The following is a 15,057-nucleotide window of genomic DNA, read 5'->3' on the forward strand; positions in this document are numbered from 1 at the left end:
ATTCATGCATAGCTTTGAAAGCGATACCACGCCAAACCGGCAGGAAAAGGAACATCCGGGCCTCAAGCTGGCGCTGGAACTCGGTCCGCTTCTCGTCTTCTTCTTCGCCAATCTGCGGGGCGAATGGCTCGTGTCGAAGTTCCCGGTTCTCGCAACGCTCGGCGGACCGCTGCTCGTTGCCACCGGCCTCTTCATGGCCGCGACGGTGATTTCGCTCATCGTCTCGAAGATCGTCTTCAAGCATTTGCCGGTCATGCCTTTCGTATCGGGCATTGTTGTCGTCATTTTTGGCGGCCTCTCGATCTGGCTTCAGGATGAAACCTTCATCAAGATGAAGCCGACCATTGTGAACACGCTCTTCGGTGTGACCCTTCTGATCGGCCTCATGTTCGGCAAGTCCTTGCTCGGCTATGTTTTCAATGCCGCCTTCCAGCTGACACCTGAGGGGTGGCAGAAACTCACCCTTCGCTGGGGCCTGTTCTTCCTGTTCCTCGCCGTTCTCAACGAAGTCGTCTGGCGCAATTTCTCCGATGCCACCTGGGTGAATTTCAAGGTCTGGGGCACGATGCCCATCACCATCGCCTTTACGCTTGCCCAGATGCCTCTCATCATGAAGCATTCGATTGAGCAGGACACGAGCGGCAAGCCATGAGCTTTGCTAGCGCCTCCCCATCGCGCGATAGCCAGTATTACTGGTTTGCCGTCGCCCTTATTCTGCTGGCTGTTCAGGTTCTGGCGGAATACGTCATGGGCCGCCTCTGGATCTGTTCCTGTGGCTATGTGAAGCTGTTCGAGCCGGGGGTGAATACGCCCGGAAACTCACAGCATCTGGCCGATTGGTACACGCCGTCGCATATCATCCACGGCTTTCTGTTCTATGGTCTTGGCTGGCTGGTGCTGCGCAAGACATCCTTTGCCAAACGCCTCAGCCTTGCCGTCTTCATCGAAGCGGCCTGGGAGCTGCTGGAAAACTCACCCATCATCATTGATCGCTATCGTTCGGCCACCATGGCCATCGGCTATGAGGGCGACAGTATCCTGAATTCGGCCCTGGATACGGTTTTCATGGCGCTCGGCTTCCTCTTTGCCGCGCGCGCGCCCGTCTGGCTGACGGTGATCGTTGCGATTTTCTTCGAGATTTTCACCGGCTGGCTGATCCGCGATAATCTGACGCTCAACGTGCTGATGCTGGTCTATCCGCTGGATGCGGTCAGGGCTTGGCAGGGGGCGCTTTAACCGTTCAGGACGCTGCCTTGCCGGTCGCCTTTTCGATGGCGGGCAGCAGTTCCTGTTTTACGCTTCGCTCATCGAACGGACCGACGCGCTTGTACAGAATTGTGCCGTCCGGCCCGACGAGATAGCTTTCCGGAATGCCGTAGACACCCCAATCGATGGCGGCCTGGCCTTTCGGGTCAACACCAATCGCCTGATAGGGATTGCCGAGCTCGCCGAGAAAGCGGAGCGCGTTGTCGTTGCGATCCTTGTAATTGATGCCGACGAGGCTGATGCGGCTGTCTTTCGCCAGTTCCGTCAAGAGGGGATGCTCCTGGCGGCAGGGCACACACCAGGAGGCAAACACATTCACCAGCGTCAGCTTGCCTTTGATGGCAGCATCGGTCAGCGCCAGTCTCTCCGAGCCGTCCAGCGGCGACAGATTGAGCGAAGGCGCATGTTTGCCGATCAGGGCGGAGGGAATAGCGGAAATGTCCCGCCCGTTCACATCCTGATCGTAAAGCATTTTTCCGGCAATGGCGGCAAAGCCGGCAAACACCGCAAGCGGAATGAGCGCCAGCGCGTAGCGGCCCATACCACGCTTCTGAGGAGCCTGTTCTGACGGTTCGTTTCTGCTCATGGCTTGGCGGCTTCCGGGTTTGCCTGGGCGGAGCGGCGGCGGATACCGGCGGCTTCCAGCTCCTGCAGCTCGCGACGGCGCGCCCGGCCATCGGCCAGCGTCCAGCCGATAAGACAGAGCGTGATCAGGGCTGTGACCCCGTAGGACGTGAAAATGTAAAAGGCATGGCTCATGAGATCAGCTTTCGCGGCTTGCCATTCGGGCGGCCATGCGCCGTTGCGTTGAGATGCGGCGACGCCAGATTTCGTTGCGCATCGCCATAATGTGCAGCGTGAAGAACAGAAGGGTATAGGCGGCAGCCATCACCAGCAGCGGGCGCAGGAATTCAGGATCGATGGCCGAGCCGCCCATGCGGATGACGCTTGCAGGCTGGTGCAGCGTGTTCCACCACTCCACGGAAAACTTGATGATCGGGATGTTCACGAAACCGATGAGGATCAAAACGGCGGAAACCCGCGCCGCCCGGGAAGGATCGTCCATGGCACGGTTCAGCGCGATGATACCAAGATACATCAGGAACAGAACGAAGACCGAAGTGAGCCGCGCATCCCAGACCCACCAGGTGCCCCACATGGGCTTGCCCCAGAGAGAGCCGGTGATCAGCGCAATCAAAGTGAAGCCAGCGCCGAGCGGTGCGGCAGCCTTGTGACTGACATCGGCGAGCGGATGCCGCCAGACCAGTGTGCCGATCGCCGACAGCGCCATGACTGAATAGCACATCATGGAAAGCCAGGCCGCAGGGACATGGATATACATGATGCGAACGGTATCGCCCTGTTGGTAGTCTCCCTCCGTCGTGAAGGCGAGATAGAGCCCGACGACGAACAAAACCGCCGTCACCCCGGCAAGCCACGGCAATAGCCGCGCGGCAAGGGTGAGAAACCGCGTGGGGTTGGCGAGATCGCTGACTTTGCGGATGGCGAGGCTTTCGTTCATGCGGTCCTTCTACGGGAAATAGCCCACTGTGGAGTTGATTCTAGTCAATCCCCGGCATTGCGCAACGCTAGTGCAGCACCCAGTGGGCCGATGACCGCAAAAAACATCGTGATGGCGGTGAGGATTAGAAAAGGCGGAAGAAAGGGGGCGGGATCTTCCACAGCGGCATAGGAGGCGCTGACGCCGAATATAAGCACCGGCACCGTTAGCGGCAGCACCAGAATGGAGACGAGCAGGCCGCCACGGGGAAGCGTGACGGCAACGGCCGCACCGACCGCGCCGATGAAGGCAAGGGCAGGCGATCCCACCAGCAGCGTCAGCATCACAGCGCCAATTGCGACCTCGCTCATATTCATGAAGAGCCCAAGCAGCGGCGAGGCAATGACCAGCGGCAGAACATTCGCCAGCCAATGAGCCAGGCACTTCACCAGAACCGTCAGCACCAGCGGATGCTCCTGCATCAACAGCAGGTCCAGCGATCCATCCTCCCGGTCGGCCTGAAACATGCGGTCCAAGCCAAGCAAGGCAGCCAGAAGTGCGCCAATCCACACGATTGCCGGACCTATTCGCGCCAGAAGGTTCAAATCCGGCCCGACGCCGAAGGGGATGACAGCGACGACCGTCAGGAAAAAGAGAATGCCGATGAGGGCGCCGCCACCGGCGCGAACGGAAAGCTTCAGGTCACGAAGAAGGAGCGCGATCATGGGACAAACTCCTGCGCCGCAAACTCAAACCCCTTCATTTCCAGGTGCTCGACGTTCAAAAGCTCCAGCGGCTGATGGGTGGCAGCAAGGATCATGCCGCCAGCCTTCTGGTGTTCCCGCATGAGGTTGGACAGCAAGGATTCGGCGCTGGTATCAAGCGCTGCCGTCGGCTCATCGACGATCCAGACCGGGCGATAGGCAACGAGAAGCTTGGCAAAGGCCATGCGGCGCTGTTGCCCGGCCGACAGATAGCCGAAGGGCAGATGAAGCACCGTTTCCAGCTCCACCGCCGCCGCGGCATCAAGGACGGAAAGCCCTTCGCCCCCTTCATGGTCGCCGAAGAAATCCTTCCAGAAGGTCAGGTTCTCGCGAACCGAAAGCTCCGGCTTCATGGCGTTGCGATGGCCGAGATAATGGGCCGCTTCCGCCAGTCTGGGAGCCTTCCGGTCTGTATCGTACCAGAACAGAATCAGGCCGGAGGCGGGCTTGAGAAGGCCTGCGGCGACCTTCAGCAGGGTGGATTTTCCGGAGCCGTTGCGGCCGGTCAGAAGCAGAGCGCTTCCCCCTTCCAAGTGGAAGGAAAGATTGGAGAATATCAGATCTTCGCCACGATGCGCAGACAGGTTTTCGGCGGCAAGCCGCATGGGTTAATCCCTTGTTGACTCGGTTGCGCGGCAATCGGAAAAAAAATCGTGCCGATGACCCTTCTCGGTCTGGAACACTTCTTAGAAATTATCTATAAGCTACGCAACCACGCCAGCGGCCGGCGTGATTTTCACTTTGCGCCGGACCTGAGGATTTTATCTTCTCGTGCGGACAGCGGAAATGGTCGCACCCGCATCCTGATGTGCATGAAGTGCATAGGCGTCCGCACGCGCGTGTTGGCTCTTGATATCAGCGGGGTTACTTCTCGTGTCTAAATCTCTCGATAGCTTCAATTGCCGGTCCGTGTTGACCGTCAACGGCAAGGATTACGTTTACTACAGCCTGCCAAAGGCTGAGGCGAACGGCCTTGCGGGCGTCTCCAAGCTGCCGTTTTCCATGAAGGTGCTTCTGGAAAACCTGCTGCGCTTTGAAGACGGCAAGTCCGTTACCAAGGAACACATCCAGTCCGTCGCTCAATGGCTGAGCAACAAGGGCAAGGTCGAGAACGAAATCGCCTATCGTCCGGCACGCGTTCTGATGCAGGACTTCACCGGCGTTCCGGCTGTTGTGGACCTCGCTGCCATGCGCGATGGCATCAAGGCTCTGGGCGGCGACCCGGAGAAGATCAACCCGCTGGTTCCTGTTGATCTCGTCATCGACCACTCCGTTATCGTGGACGAATTCGGCACCCCGAACGCGTTTGCCCGCAACGTCGAGCTGGAATACGAGCGTAACGGCGAGCGCTATCGCTTCCTGAAGTGGGGCCAGCAAGCGTTCAAGAACTTCCGCGTCGTTCCTCCGGGCACTGGCATCTGTCACCAGGTGAACTTCGAATATCTCGGCCAGACGGTCTGGACGAAGGAAGAAGACGGCGAAACCATCGCCTATCCGGATACCTGCGTCGGCACCGATTCCCACACGACCATGATCAACGGTCTCGGCGTTCTCGGCTGGGGTGTTGGCGGTATCGAAGCCGAAGCGGCCATGCTGGGTCAGCCGGTTTCCATGCTTCTGCCGGAAGTCATCGGCTTCAAGCTGACCGGTACGCTGAAGGAAGGCGTGACCGCGACCGACCTCGTTCTGACCGTCGTGCAGATGCTGCGCAAGAAGGGCGTCGTTTCCAAGTTCGTCGAATTCTTCGGCACGGGTCTCGACACGCTGCCGGTTGCCGACCGCGCAACCATCGGCAACATGGGTCCGGAATATGGCGCGACCTGCGGCTTCTTCCCGGTCGATTCGGCCACTGTCGGCTATCTCGACATGTCCGGCCGCACGAAGGACCGTATCGCGCTCGTGGAAGCCTATTCCAAGGCACAGGGCATGTGGCGCGAAGGTGACGGTTCCGACCTCGTCTTCACCGATACGCTGGAACTCGATCTGGGCGACGTCGTGCCCTCCATGGCTGGCCCGAAGCGTCCGGAAGGCCGTCTGCCGCTGGAAACCATTGCGCCGAACTTCGCAACCGCTCTCGAAGGCGATTACAAGAAGCCGGGTCAGCTTTCCCAGCGTTGGGCCGTTGAAGGCACGGATTTCGATCTCGGCCATGGTGACGTGGCGATTGCCGCCATCACGTCGTGCACCAACACGTCGAACCCGAGCGTTCTGATCGCTGCTGGCCTTCTGGCCCGCAACGCCGTTGCCAAGGGCCTGAAGTCCAAGCCCTGGGTCAAGACTTCGCTTGCACCGGGATCCCAGGTCGTTGGCGAATATCTGGAAAAGTCCGGCCTGCAGAAGGAACTGGACGCGCTCGGCTTCAACCTCGTCGGTTTCGGCTGCACCACCTGCATCGGCAATTCCGGTCCGCTGCCGGCACCGATCTCCAAGACGATCAACGACAAGGGCATCATCGCCGCTGGCGTTCTTTCCGGTAACCGCAACTTCGAAGGCCGTATCTCGCCGGACGTTCAGGCGAACTACCTGGCTTCTCCGCCGCTGGTTGTTGCCTATGCCCTGGCTGGCACGGTTCAGAAGGACCTGACGAAGGAGCCGCTCGGCGAAGACCGTGACGGCAACCCGGTCTATCTGAAGGACATCTGGCCGAGCTCTGCCGAAGTGCAGGAGTTCATCCAGAAATACGTGACCCGCGAACTGTTCGAAACCCGTTATGCCGACGTCTTCAAGGGCGATGCCAACTGGCAGGCGGTACAGGTTCCGGAAGGCCAGACCTATGCCTGGGACGACAAGTCGACCTATGTGCAGAACCCGCCTTACTTCGTCGGCATGCCGAAGCAGGCTGGCGTTGGCACTGACAACATCGTCAATGCGCGCATTCTGGGTCTCTTCGGCGACAAGATCACGACCGACCATATTTCTCCGGCCGGTTCGATTAAGGCGCAGTCTCCGGCAGGTGCCTATCTGCTCGGCAACGGCGTTTCCGTCGCGGACTTCAACCAGTACGGCACGCGCCGTGGTAACCATGAAGTGATGATGCGCGGCACCTTTGCCAATATCCGCATCCGCAACCACATGCTCGGTCCGAACGGCAAGGAAGGCGGCTACACCGTCCACTATCCGTCCAAGGAAGAGATGTCGATCTACGACGCGGCCATGAAGTACAAGGCTGAGGGCGTTCCGCTCGTCATCTTTGCAGGCGTTGAATACGGCAACGGTTCTTCGCGTGACTGGGCTGCCAAGGGCACCAACCTGCTCGGCGTTCGCGCTGTGATCGCCCAGTCCTTCGAGCGTATTCACCGCTCGAACCTCGTTGGCATGGGCGTCGTGCCCTTCGTCTTCGAAGAGGGCACCAACTGGCAGAGCCTTGACCTGAAGGGTGACGAAACCGTGACCATCGAGGGTCTCAATGGCGATATCAAGCCGCGCGAGTGGAAGACGGCGAAGATCACCTATGCCGACGGTACGGTGAAGGAAATCAAGATCCTCTGCCGCATCGATACGCTCGATGAAGTCACCTACGTCAACAATGGTGGCATTCTGCAGACGGTTCTGCGCGATCTGGCTGCCTGATCGGTCCATGTTTAAAACTGATGCCGCCGGACAAGCCTGTCCGGCGGCATTTTTGACAGGAATGTCAGGTTGCTACATTTCAGCATTCTTTGTCACCCGGTTGTGACTTTCGATTGATGAGCTGCACGGGGTAGGCTGCGAGCAATTCAGTGATCCTCATACGATAAAGACCAAGATGCCCCTGTCGTCGTACCCATTTTCGCGCCTCTTCAAGCCGCTTTGCTGGCTCGCCGTGTGCCTTTTGCCTGCCGGTTCAGGACTGGCTGGCGACATCGCTTCACCGCGCGGCGTGGTGGAACTGTTCACCTCACAAGGTTGCGCATCCTGTCCGCCTGCCGATGAGACGCTGAAGCGTCTGGTGGACCAGGGCGATGTGGTGGCGCTGTCCTACCACGTGGATTACTGGAATTATCTCGGCTGGACTGACACGCTGAGTTCAAAGGAAAACACCGAGCGCCAGTATGGCTATGCCCATTCCATGGGGCGCAGCGGGGTTTACACGCCACAGGCCATCATCAACGGTCGGGTGCATGTGAAGGGGACCGATATCTCCACCATCAATGGCAAGATGGATGAACTGCACAAGGAGGGGCAAGGGCTCTCGGTGCCGATCAAGGCTGCCATGAACGGCGAGGAAATGGAGATTACCATTCCGCCGGGCGAGGGCCGCGCCGAGGTGGTGGTTGCCTATTTCACCAAAAAAGAAGCGGTGAATGTGGAGCGCGGCGACAATAGCGGCCGCCAGATGGAATATTGGCACAATGTTTATGACGTGCAGACGGTGGGCATGTGGGATGGCAAGGAGCTGAACATTACCCTGCCGGCCAAGAGCATGGGCAGCTCCAAGAAGGATGGTTGCGCGATCCTGCTGCAATCTTCCGGCCCCAATGGCGAGCCTGCCGCCATTATTGGCGCCGCTGTGCTGATGGCAGGGCGCAAGCGAACTCCTTGAAAGGTCCGACCCGAGACGTTGGGGGCTGGGGGTAAGGTCAACGCCTTGGGCCGGACCGACTGGCGCTGAGCGCCAACTGGATGGCGGCAAAGTGTCGGAGAAATCCGGCAGTGTTTTGTCCGAAATCGGGCATGGGGCGAGTTTTCCTAAAATTCGAGTTTCAGGTCTTGCTGCCTCGGAACCCCGGCACCGTGGCCGTGTTCAAGCAAGGGCCGCTTGCATTTTGCCAAGCCTGAGGCACACTGATACGAAACTGTCACATGCTGCCTAACGCGTGTCGCGATCTTTCAGATTCGCTCGTCACGCTTTAGGGCTTTGTTTTAACGCATGTCATACCCGCAAAACCGCTGCACACTTTTGCGCGACATGCTCTAGGAGCGCACATGACCGATCAGAAGGCAGAGGGTGCCGTTGTTGTCGAGTTGAACCAGTTTCGCCAACAGAATAGCGAACCGCCGCCAGTGATGTTCCACCGGCGGGAACTGGATGCCATCCTCAAGATCTACGGCCGCATGGTCGGCGAGGGCGAATGGAAGGATTATGCCATCGATCAGCTGAAGGATCGGGCGGTGTTTTCCATCTTCAAACGATCCGGCGATCTGCCGCTCTTCCGCATCGAAAAGAACCCCAAGCTTGCCAACAAGCAGGGCGCCTACAGCGTGTTGAACACGCATGGCATGGTTCTGAAACGCGGCCATGAATTGCCGCAGGTTTTGAAAATATTCGACAAGGCGCTGAAGCTGGTGGAGTAGGGCTCGCCTCAGCCTTTGAACAGATTGCCGGGATAGCTCGCCATATCCGGTTTGGACGAAGTGCCTTCGCCCAGTTCCCGCTGCATGATGATGGTATCCAGCCAACGATCATGCTTGAAGCCGGTTCCCTTCATCAATCCGACATGTTCAAAGCCAAGGCTTTGATGCAGGCGTGCCGAGGCAGGACTTGCGCCGCCGATGACCGCCGTCATCTGCCGGAAACCAAGCGCTGTGCAGCGGTCTATCAACGCCTGTAACAGTGCCTTTCCAAGCCCCTTTCCTCGCGATTCCGGCGCGAGATAGATCGAATCCTCCACCAGCCAACGATAGGCAGGCCTGGTGCGGAAGGCGGAGGCATAGGCATAGCCGAGCAGGGCCCCGTCATCACCTTCCACGACAATGTAAGGATAATCCTTCTCGCGCAGGGCCGTGAAGCGCCCCATCATCTCCGCCTCGTCCGGCGGGGTCAGCTCGTAGCTTGCCGTGCCGTTCAGGACGCTTTCCCTATAGATGGCGGTGATGGCGGGAAGATCCGCGACGATGGCGTCGCGCAGGCGGTATGTCATGGCATTTCATCCGGTTCGATGAAGCCTATGTAATCAAAGAGATGAGCCTGCTGCAATGCAAAAAGGGCGGCCCAAAGACCGCCCTTCCGCATCGAAAACCTGCTGTTCAGATTAGTTGTTCCGGTTGCCCAGGAACTGCATCAGGAACAGGAAGAGGTTGATGAAGTCGAGATACAGCGTCAGCGCACCCATGATGGCCTTGCGGCCCATGACCGACGAATCATCGCCCACATAGTACATTTCCTTGATCTTCTGCGTGTCGTAGGCGGTCAGGCCCGCGAAGATCAGCACGCCGATCACCGATACCGCAAAGGCAAGGGCAGACGACGCCAGGAAGATGTTGACCACGGATGCGATGATGAGGCCGAACAGACCCATCATCAGGAACGAGCCCATGGCGGAGAGATCACGCTTCGTCGTGTAGCCGTAGAGCGAGAGCGCGCCAAAGGACGCCGCCGTGATGAAGAATGTCTGCACGATGCTCTGGCCCGTATAGACCAGGAAGATCGAAGACAGAGACAGACCCATCAGTGCGGCATAGGCCCAGAATGCGGTTTGAGCCGCGGCAACACTCATGCGGTTGATGCGGAAGCTCAGGAACATCACCATGGCAAGCGGAGCCAGCATGACGACCCAGCGAAGCGGGCTCTGGTAGACGGCGGCGCCAAAGGCGGTGATCTGGCCATCCTGAACCGCGAGCTGCCAGGTTGCGAAGGCCGCAACGCCCGTGATCGCCAGACCGAGAGCCATGAGATTGTAGACCTTCAGCATATAGGTGCGAAGGCCTTGATCGATCATGGCGCCTTCCTGGACGCCACCGCGCACGGCACGGTTGTCGAAATTGTAACGGTCAGACATGTGTTTGTCCTCTCAAGCTTCGGATGGATTACGGTGTCGGGATAATCCCTGGCGCCGCTGCGAAGCTCAGCAAGCCTGCATTGAATATGCGAGGTTACGTCCAAGCGTTCAAGTGTTTAGGCCCCAAATCTGACAGGTGACCAAAATTTAATGCGAGGCAAGCCTGAGCTTAAAGTTCCCGAAGCACGGGTGCAGCTTTCTGCCCGAGGATCCGCCAGGTGCCCGCAAGCCCAATGCTGACGGTGAGAACCAGCGCCCCCACCAGTGTTGCGATTGCGACATCGGGCAGGAAGGTCGCCGGCATTTTCATGATGCGGCTGACCACGAACCAGGCGGATATGCCACCCGCAAAAAGAGCAAAGATGGCCGTGGCCAGCCCCAGGATCATGTATTCGTAGGAGAAGGCGCGCATCAGCATCGAACGCGTGCCGCCGAGTGTCTTCAGGATCACCGCATCATGCGTTCTTGCCCGATTGCCGGAAGCAAGCGCGCCGGCAAGCACCAGGACCGAGGCAATCAGCGCGACGGCTGCGGCAGCGCGAATGGCGGTCGCCAATTGGCCCAGAAGCTGGCTTGCAATATCCAGCGCATCCTTCACGCGCACCGTGGTGACCGTGGGATAGGCTGCCGTGACGGCGCGGAGAATCTCACCCTCCTGGGCCGGGGAGGCGGAACTGTCCATCAGGGTTGCCAGCCAGGCATGCGGCGCACCGCGGAATGTGTTGGGCGAAAAGACCATGACGAAGTTGATCGAGAGCGAGCGCCATTCGACCTTGCGGAAATTGGCGATCTTGGCGGTGATGTTGCGGCCAAGGACATTGACGGTGACGGTGTCACCGAGCTTCAGGCCAAGCTCGCGGCCCTCTTCCTCGGAGAAGGAGACCAGCGGCTCGCCGCTATAATCCTTCGGCCACCAACTGCCTCCCGCCAGTTCTGAGCCTTCCGGCAGGTTCTGTGCATAGGTAATGCCGCGATCGCCTCTCAAGACCCATCTGCCCGCAGGCGGTATGTTCATCTGGCCGACATCCTGGCCGTTGAAGGCGAGGATTCGACCGCGCAGCATCGGCACCTGAACGATCTTTCCGTCCGGGGCGAGGCGTTTGACCGTCTCGACCACGCCGTCCTTCTCATTGCTCTGGATATCGACAAAGAAGAAGTTCGGAGCGTTTTGCGCCATGGCTCCCGTCAACTGGCGGCGCATATTGCCGTCGATCAGCGCAAGCGTCACCAGCAGTGCGAGGCCGAGACCAAGCGAGAGAACAACGGACGGCGTCAACGCACCGGGCCGGTGAATATTGCCAATGGCAAGGCGAAGAGCGGGTGAGGAAACGCGCGGGCTTCGGCGGGCAAGAGCGGCGATGCCGCTTGCGACCAGCCGGAGCAGAACGAATGCGCCGGCGACGGCAGCGAGAAAGACGACGGCAATGAAGCGGTCTTCCGCAGCAAAAATGGCAAGGCCCGCAAGTGCCGCCAGCGCCATGCCGCCCGCCAGCAGATAAGGCCAAGAGGGCCAGCGGCTCTGATCAAAGCTCTGTTCGCGAAACAGCGCGGTTGCGGGAACTTCGCGTGCATGGCCAAGCGGCAGGACCGCAAAGGCAAAGGTGGTCAAAAGGCCAAACAGCGCTGCAAGGCCCAGCGCGCCCGGATAGAGTGTCGCGCTGGCATCGATCGGCAGGAAATCACGCAGGAAGCCGAGCGCCGCATAGGGCGCGATTGCGCCCAGAAGCACGCCGATGAGAATGCCCACCGCGCCAATCATCAGGATCTGGAACAGGTAGATCAATGTGACGACAAAGGCGGGTGCGCCAAGGCATTTGAACGTTGCGATGGTCGTGCGCTTCGAATCCAGAAATGCGCGTACCGCATTGGCCACGCCAACGCCACCGACGATCAAGGCCGTGAGGCCCACCAGTGTGAGAAACTGCGAGAAGCGATCCACATTTTCCGTGAGAGACGGGGCGGCGCGGTCTGCCGTGCGGATGGACCAGCCAGCAGCAGGGAACTGCTTGTTGGCAATGGCTCCGAGCGTATTTCTGGAGGAGGGATCGTTCAGTTTGATCTTGTAGGCATGTTCAACAAGACTGCCGGTCTGAATCAGGCCCGATGCGCGCAAGGCGTCCTGTGACATCAGAAGGCGCGGGGCGAAGCCGAAGCCTTCCGAAAGAGCGTCCGGCTCGGTGACCAGAGTGGCGGAAATCCTCAGCTTTGCCGTGCCCAGCAGAAGCTCGTCCCCCACCTTGACGCCGAGGCGTTCCAGAAGCAGCGGTGCTGCCAGCACGCCGAATGTATCGCCTTGCCGCGCCAGAAGATCCGGCAGGGGCTGCTGCGGGTTCGATTCGACCTTGCCATACAGGGGATAGCGACTGTCGACCGCCTTGGCTTCGACCAGTGCCTGACCGGAGCCATCGGTCAGCCGCGCCATGGAGCGAAGACCCGTGGAAACGGCCACCTGCCCCAGACTATCGAGGAAGGCGCGTTCCTCGCCGGAGGCTTCGCGATTGTTCAGCTCGAAGCGGATGTCTCCCGCCAGCAGGGTTTGCCCCTGGCTTGCAATCGCATCGGTAATTGCCTTCGAGACGGAATTGACCGCCGCAATCGCGCCAGTACCAAGCGCGATGCAGGCGAGAAAAATGTAGAAGCCGGAGAGGCCGCCGCGAAGCTCTCGAAGCGCCAGACGCCATGCAATGGAAACCGAGGGAAGACGCGCGGGCTTCATGCCATGGCCATCCGGGTCGCGGTTCCGGCCCTGCTATCCGCCTCGATCTGGCCCGAGCGAACGCGGATCTGCCGGGAGCATCGCGCTGCCAGCGCGGTATCGTGGGTGACGAGGATCAGCGTCATCCGGCGCTCCGCCTGTTTCGAGAACAGAAGGTCGGCAATCTGCTTGCCGGTTTCGGTGTCGAGATTGCCCGTCGGCTCGTCTGCTATGAGGACGGCAGGTGAGGGAGCAAGAGCGCGGGCAATCGCCACGCGCTGCTGTTCGCCTCCGGAAAGCTGGCCGGGATAATGGTTCAGCCGTTCGCCGAGGCCAACCGCTGTCAGCTCCTTGCGGGCAATATCGAAGGGATTTGGAACATTCGCCAGTTCCAGCGGAACTGCAACATTCTCCAGCGCCGTCATATTGGCGATGAGATGGAAGGACTGGAAGACGATGCCGATATTCTTGCCGCGAAAATCCGCCAGCCGATCTTCGTTCAGCGTGTGCAGCGGCGTCTTACCGATATGGATCTCGCCCGAATCCAGCCGCTCCAGTCCTGCAAGGACCATCAGCAAGGTGGATTTTCCGGAGCCGGAGGGGCCGACAATCCCCACGGCCTCGCCTTCATCGATCTTGAGGTCGATGCTCTTCAGCACGTGGACGGAAGCCGCTACAGTTCCGAGCGTCAGATCCGCCTTCTTCAATTCGATGATGGTGTTGCTCACGAAAATCGATCCTATATCGAATGAGAACCTCCTCAAACGGGAATCGCCGCGTGAGGCAGAAGAGCCCAATCTAGGAATAGTGCGATGAAATTCAAAGCAGTCTGGCTTCACGTGATTGTCATTGCGGGGACAATCCTTTCCCTTCTGTCTCCGGCGCAGGCAAAAACGCTGCAAATCGTCGGATTTGGCGACAGCCTGATGGCGGGCTACCAGCTTGCATCTTCCGAATCCTACACGGCGCAGCTTGAGGCGGCGCTGAAGGCGAAGGGCCACGATGTGTCGATTGCCAATGCCGGTGTGTCCGGGGACACGACCTCGGGCGGGCTTGCAAGACTGGACTGGTCTGTGCCGGACGGCACGGATGCGGTGATCCTGGAGCTTGGCGCCAATGACGCGCTGCGCGGTGTCTCGCCAGAGGAGACCGAAAAGAACCTGGACGCCATGCTGGCGCGCCTGAAAGAGCGAAACATTCCCGTTTTGCTGGCGGGCATGATGGCCCCGCCAAACATGGGCGGCGACTACGCGCAGCGCTTCAATGGCATCTACCAGAAACTCTCGCAGAAATACGGCGTGCCGCTCTATCCCTTCTTTCTGGACGGGGTCGTCACACAGGCCAATCTGCAGCTGGAAGACGGCATGCATCCCAATGCAAAAGGCGTCGCGGTCATGGTGGAACGGTCTCTTCCTACCGTTGAAACCTTTCTGAAAAGCCTGCCAACCCACAGGTGATTTTTGCAGGGCAAAAAAAGCAGCTTGCGCGGAACCCCAATGCATGTTCCGCTATTGTTACCGAATAAGATTCGAGGAGGTTCGCGATGCCGAGACTTTTCACCGCCCTCGAAATTCCGCGTAATGCAGCTCTCAGCCTCTCCCTTTTGCGAGGCGGTTTGCCGGGCGCACGATGGATCGATGTCGAGAATTATCACATCACTCTGCGTTTCATTGGCGATGTCGACGGTCGTACCGCCGACGAGATAGTTGACCGGCTGGACCGGATCGACCGCGAGGAGTTCCAGCTCAGCCTGTCCGGGATTGGCTCATTCGGCTCCAAGAAGCCGCATTCGATCTGGGCAGGCGTATCCCCATCACCGGAATTGATGGCGCTTCAGGCGGAAATCGACCGGATATGCATGCGGATCGGCCTGGCACCGGACCCGCGCAAGTTCACCCCTCATGTCACCTTGGCGCGGCTGAAGAATGCGCGCCTGGACGATGTGGTTCATTATCTGTCGGGACGCGGCAATTTTCACACCATGGACTTCCATGTGGGTCGCTTCGTGCTGATGTCCTCCAAGGAATCGGTCGGTGGTGGCCCTTACCTGACCGAAGAGATTTTCCCGCTTCAGGAAAGCGGCGCTTTCTATGGCGGCAGCGATCTCGCCACTGAAACCACGCTTTATTGAGG

Annotated in this window: 17 protein-coding genes; 8 read left to right on the plus strand and 9 right to left on the minus strand. The window is 59.3% G+C overall.

Features of this window, described 5'->3' with window-relative positions; genetic code table 11:
• Positions 1-4 precede the first annotated feature (4 nt).
• Together ACFSE1_RS12865 and ACFSE1_RS12870 are read left to right on the plus strand one after the other, a co-directional pair.
• The gene (locus ACFSE1_RS12865) at positions 5-652 is read left to right on the plus strand and encodes a septation protein A (RefSeq protein ID WP_377401830.1); all 648 of its coding nucleotides are present in this window, start codon (positions 5-7) and stop codon (positions 650-652) included.
• Entirely contained in the window at positions 649-1,236 is a 588-nt protein-coding gene (locus ACFSE1_RS12870; protein WP_377401833.1) for a DUF2585 domain-containing protein, read from the plus strand. Before ACFSE1_RS12865 ends, ACFSE1_RS12870 begins: the two co-directional genes overlap by 4 nt.
• Positions 1,237-1,240: 4 nt before the next feature.
• Here ACFSE1_RS12870 and ACFSE1_RS12875 read toward each other — a convergent pair whose 3' ends face one another.
• From ACFSE1_RS12875 to ccmA, 5 genes are read right to left on the minus strand one after another with little or no spacing between them, the layout of a single operon-like run.
• Positions 1,241-1,852, minus strand: coding sequence for a DsbE family thiol:disulfide interchange protein (locus ACFSE1_RS12875; protein WP_377401836.1), 612 nt, complete (start codon positions 1,850-1,852; stop codon positions 1,241-1,243).
• Entirely contained in the window at positions 1,849-2,025 is a 177-nt protein-coding gene (gene ccmD, locus ACFSE1_RS12880) for a heme exporter protein CcmD (RefSeq protein ID WP_377401839.1), read from the minus strand. The genes ACFSE1_RS12875 and ccmD overlap by 4 nt, the downstream gene beginning before the upstream one ends.
• A 4-nt stretch (positions 2,026-2,029) precedes the next feature.
• A complete protein-coding gene (locus ACFSE1_RS12885) occupies positions 2,030-2,788 on the minus strand; it encodes a heme ABC transporter permease (RefSeq protein WP_377401842.1) in 759 nt (252 codons plus the stop codon).
• 44 nt (positions 2,789-2,832) lie between these two features.
• Positions 2,833-3,492 (minus strand): heme exporter protein CcmB, encoded by a 660-nt coding sequence (gene ccmB, locus ACFSE1_RS12890; protein WP_377401845.1) that lies wholly within the window; start codon positions 3,490-3,492, stop codon positions 2,833-2,835.
• Positions 3,489-4,136 carry a heme ABC exporter ATP-binding protein CcmA gene (ccmA, locus tag ACFSE1_RS12895; protein ID WP_377401847.1) on the minus strand — a complete coding sequence of 216 codons (648 nt, stop codon included), beginning with the start codon at positions 4,134-4,136 and terminating at the stop codon, positions 3,489-3,491. The genes ccmB and ccmA overlap by 4 nt, the downstream gene beginning before the upstream one ends.
• A gap of 48 nt (positions 4,137-4,184) precedes the next feature.
• On the opposite strand from ccmA, the gene ACFSE1_RS12900 reads away from it, so the two are divergent.
• The 4 genes from ACFSE1_RS12900 (at position 4,185) to ACFSE1_RS12915 (ending at position 8,805) form a co-directional block, all read left to right on the plus strand.
• Positions 4,185-4,412 carry a hypothetical protein gene (locus tag ACFSE1_RS12900; protein ID WP_377401850.1) on the plus strand — a complete coding sequence of 76 codons (228 nt, stop codon included), beginning with the start codon at positions 4,185-4,187 and terminating at the stop codon, positions 4,410-4,412.
• A complete protein-coding gene (gene acnA, locus ACFSE1_RS12905; RefSeq protein ID WP_377401853.1) occupies positions 4,405-7,101 on the plus strand; it encodes an aconitate hydratase AcnA in 2,697 nt (898 codons plus the stop codon). The genes ACFSE1_RS12900 and acnA overlap by 8 nt, the downstream gene beginning before the upstream one ends.
• A gap of 175 nt (positions 7,102-7,276) precedes the next feature.
• On the plus strand, positions 7,277-8,053 hold the full coding sequence (locus tag ACFSE1_RS12910) for a DUF1223 domain-containing protein (RefSeq protein WP_377401856.1): 777 nt from the start codon (positions 7,277-7,279) through the stop codon (positions 8,051-8,053).
• Between the two features lie 383 nt (positions 8,054-8,436).
• Positions 8,437-8,805 (plus strand): DUF2794 domain-containing protein, encoded by a 369-nt coding sequence (locus ACFSE1_RS12915; protein ID WP_377401859.1) that lies wholly within the window; start codon positions 8,437-8,439, stop codon positions 8,803-8,805.
• A gap of 8 nt (positions 8,806-8,813) precedes the next feature.
• Here the strand turns inward: ACFSE1_RS12915 and ACFSE1_RS12920 are convergent, their stop codons facing one another.
• From ACFSE1_RS12920 to ACFSE1_RS12935, 4 genes are all read right to left on the minus strand, one after another.
• The gene (locus tag ACFSE1_RS12920) at positions 8,814-9,371 is read right to left on the minus strand and encodes a GNAT family N-acetyltransferase (RefSeq protein ID WP_377401862.1); all 558 of its coding nucleotides are present in this window, start codon (positions 9,369-9,371) and stop codon (positions 8,814-8,816) included.
• A gap of 111 nt (positions 9,372-9,482) precedes the next feature.
• Complete coding sequence (locus ACFSE1_RS12925; RefSeq protein WP_377401865.1) at positions 9,483-10,229, minus strand: Bax inhibitor-1/YccA family protein; 747 nt, start codon at positions 10,227-10,229, stop codon at positions 9,483-9,485.
• 169 nt (positions 10,230-10,398) lie between these two features.
• Positions 10,399-12,945: an ABC transporter permease gene (locus tag ACFSE1_RS12930; RefSeq protein WP_377401868.1), complete on the minus strand. Its 2,547-nt coding sequence runs from the start codon at positions 12,943-12,945 to the stop codon at positions 10,399-10,401.
• Complete coding sequence (locus ACFSE1_RS12935) at positions 12,942-13,652, minus strand: ABC transporter ATP-binding protein (RefSeq protein WP_377401871.1); 711 nt, start codon at positions 13,650-13,652, stop codon at positions 12,942-12,944. The genes ACFSE1_RS12930 and ACFSE1_RS12935 overlap by 4 nt, the downstream gene beginning before the upstream one ends.
• 84 nt (positions 13,653-13,736) lie before the next feature.
• On the opposite strand from ACFSE1_RS12935, the gene ACFSE1_RS12940 reads away from it, so the two are divergent.
• Both ACFSE1_RS12940 and thpR read left to right on the plus strand, forming a co-directional pair.
• A complete protein-coding gene (locus ACFSE1_RS12940; protein WP_377401874.1) occupies positions 13,737-14,381 on the plus strand; it encodes an arylesterase in 645 nt (214 codons plus the stop codon).
• 86 nt (positions 14,382-14,467) lie between these two features.
• Positions 14,468-15,055 (plus strand): RNA 2',3'-cyclic phosphodiesterase, encoded by a 588-nt coding sequence (gene thpR, locus ACFSE1_RS12945; RefSeq protein WP_377401877.1) that lies wholly within the window; start codon positions 14,468-14,470, stop codon positions 15,053-15,055.
• Positions 15,056-15,057 lie beyond the last annotated feature (2 nt).

The organism is Affinirhizobium helianthi, assembly GCF_042680945.1.
GTDB classification, from domain to species: domain Bacteria; phylum Pseudomonadota; class Alphaproteobacteria; order Rhizobiales; family Rhizobiaceae; genus Neorhizobium; species Neorhizobium helianthi.

What these genes read in the sequence shown, in the direction of transcription:
- ACFSE1_RS12865 (WP_377401830.1), top strand. Translation starts at nt 5, where the DNA reads ATGCATAGCTTTGAAAGCGATACCACGCCAAACCGGCAGGAAAAGGAA.
- ACFSE1_RS12870 (WP_377401833.1), top strand. Translation starts at nt 649, where the DNA reads ATGAGCTTTGCTAGCGCCTCCCCATCGCGCGATAGCCAGTATTACTGG.
- ACFSE1_RS12875 (WP_377401836.1), bottom strand. Translation starts at nt 1,852, where the DNA reads ATGAGCAGAAACGAACCGTCAGAACAGGCTCCTCAGAAGCGTGGTATG.
- ccmD (WP_377401839.1), bottom strand. Translation starts at nt 2,025, where the DNA reads ATGAGCCATGCCTTTTACATTTTCACGTCCTACGGGGTCACAGCCCTG.
- ACFSE1_RS12885 (WP_377401842.1), bottom strand. Translation starts at nt 2,788, where the DNA reads ATGAACGAAAGCCTCGCCATCCGCAAAGTCAGCGATCTCGCCAACCCC.
- ccmB (WP_377401845.1), bottom strand. Translation starts at nt 3,492, where the DNA reads ATGATCGCGCTCCTTCTTCGTGACCTGAAGCTTTCCGTTCGCGCCGGT.
- ccmA (WP_377401847.1), bottom strand. Translation starts at nt 4,136, where the DNA reads ATGCGGCTTGCCGCCGAAAACCTGTCTGCGCATCGTGGCGAAGATCTG.
- ACFSE1_RS12910 (WP_377401856.1), top strand. Translation starts at nt 7,277, where the DNA reads ATGCCCCTGTCGTCGTACCCATTTTCGCGCCTCTTCAAGCCGCTTTGC.
- ACFSE1_RS12915 (WP_377401859.1), top strand. Translation starts at nt 8,437, where the DNA reads ATGACCGATCAGAAGGCAGAGGGTGCCGTTGTTGTCGAGTTGAACCAG.
- ACFSE1_RS12920 (WP_377401862.1), bottom strand. Translation starts at nt 9,371, where the DNA reads ATGACATACCGCCTGCGCGACGCCATCGTCGCGGATCTTCCCGCCATC.
- ACFSE1_RS12925 (WP_377401865.1), bottom strand. Translation starts at nt 10,229, where the DNA reads ATGTCTGACCGTTACAATTTCGACAACCGTGCCGTGCGCGGTGGCGTC.
- ACFSE1_RS12930 (WP_377401868.1), bottom strand. Translation starts at nt 12,945, where the DNA reads ATGAAGCCCGCGCGTCTTCCCTCGGTTTCCATTGCATGGCGTCTGGCG.
- ACFSE1_RS12940 (WP_377401874.1), top strand. Translation starts at nt 13,737, where the DNA reads ATGAAATTCAAAGCAGTCTGGCTTCACGTGATTGTCATTGCGGGGACA.
- thpR (WP_377401877.1), top strand. Translation starts at nt 14,468, where the DNA reads ATGCCGAGACTTTTCACCGCCCTCGAAATTCCGCGTAATGCAGCTCTC.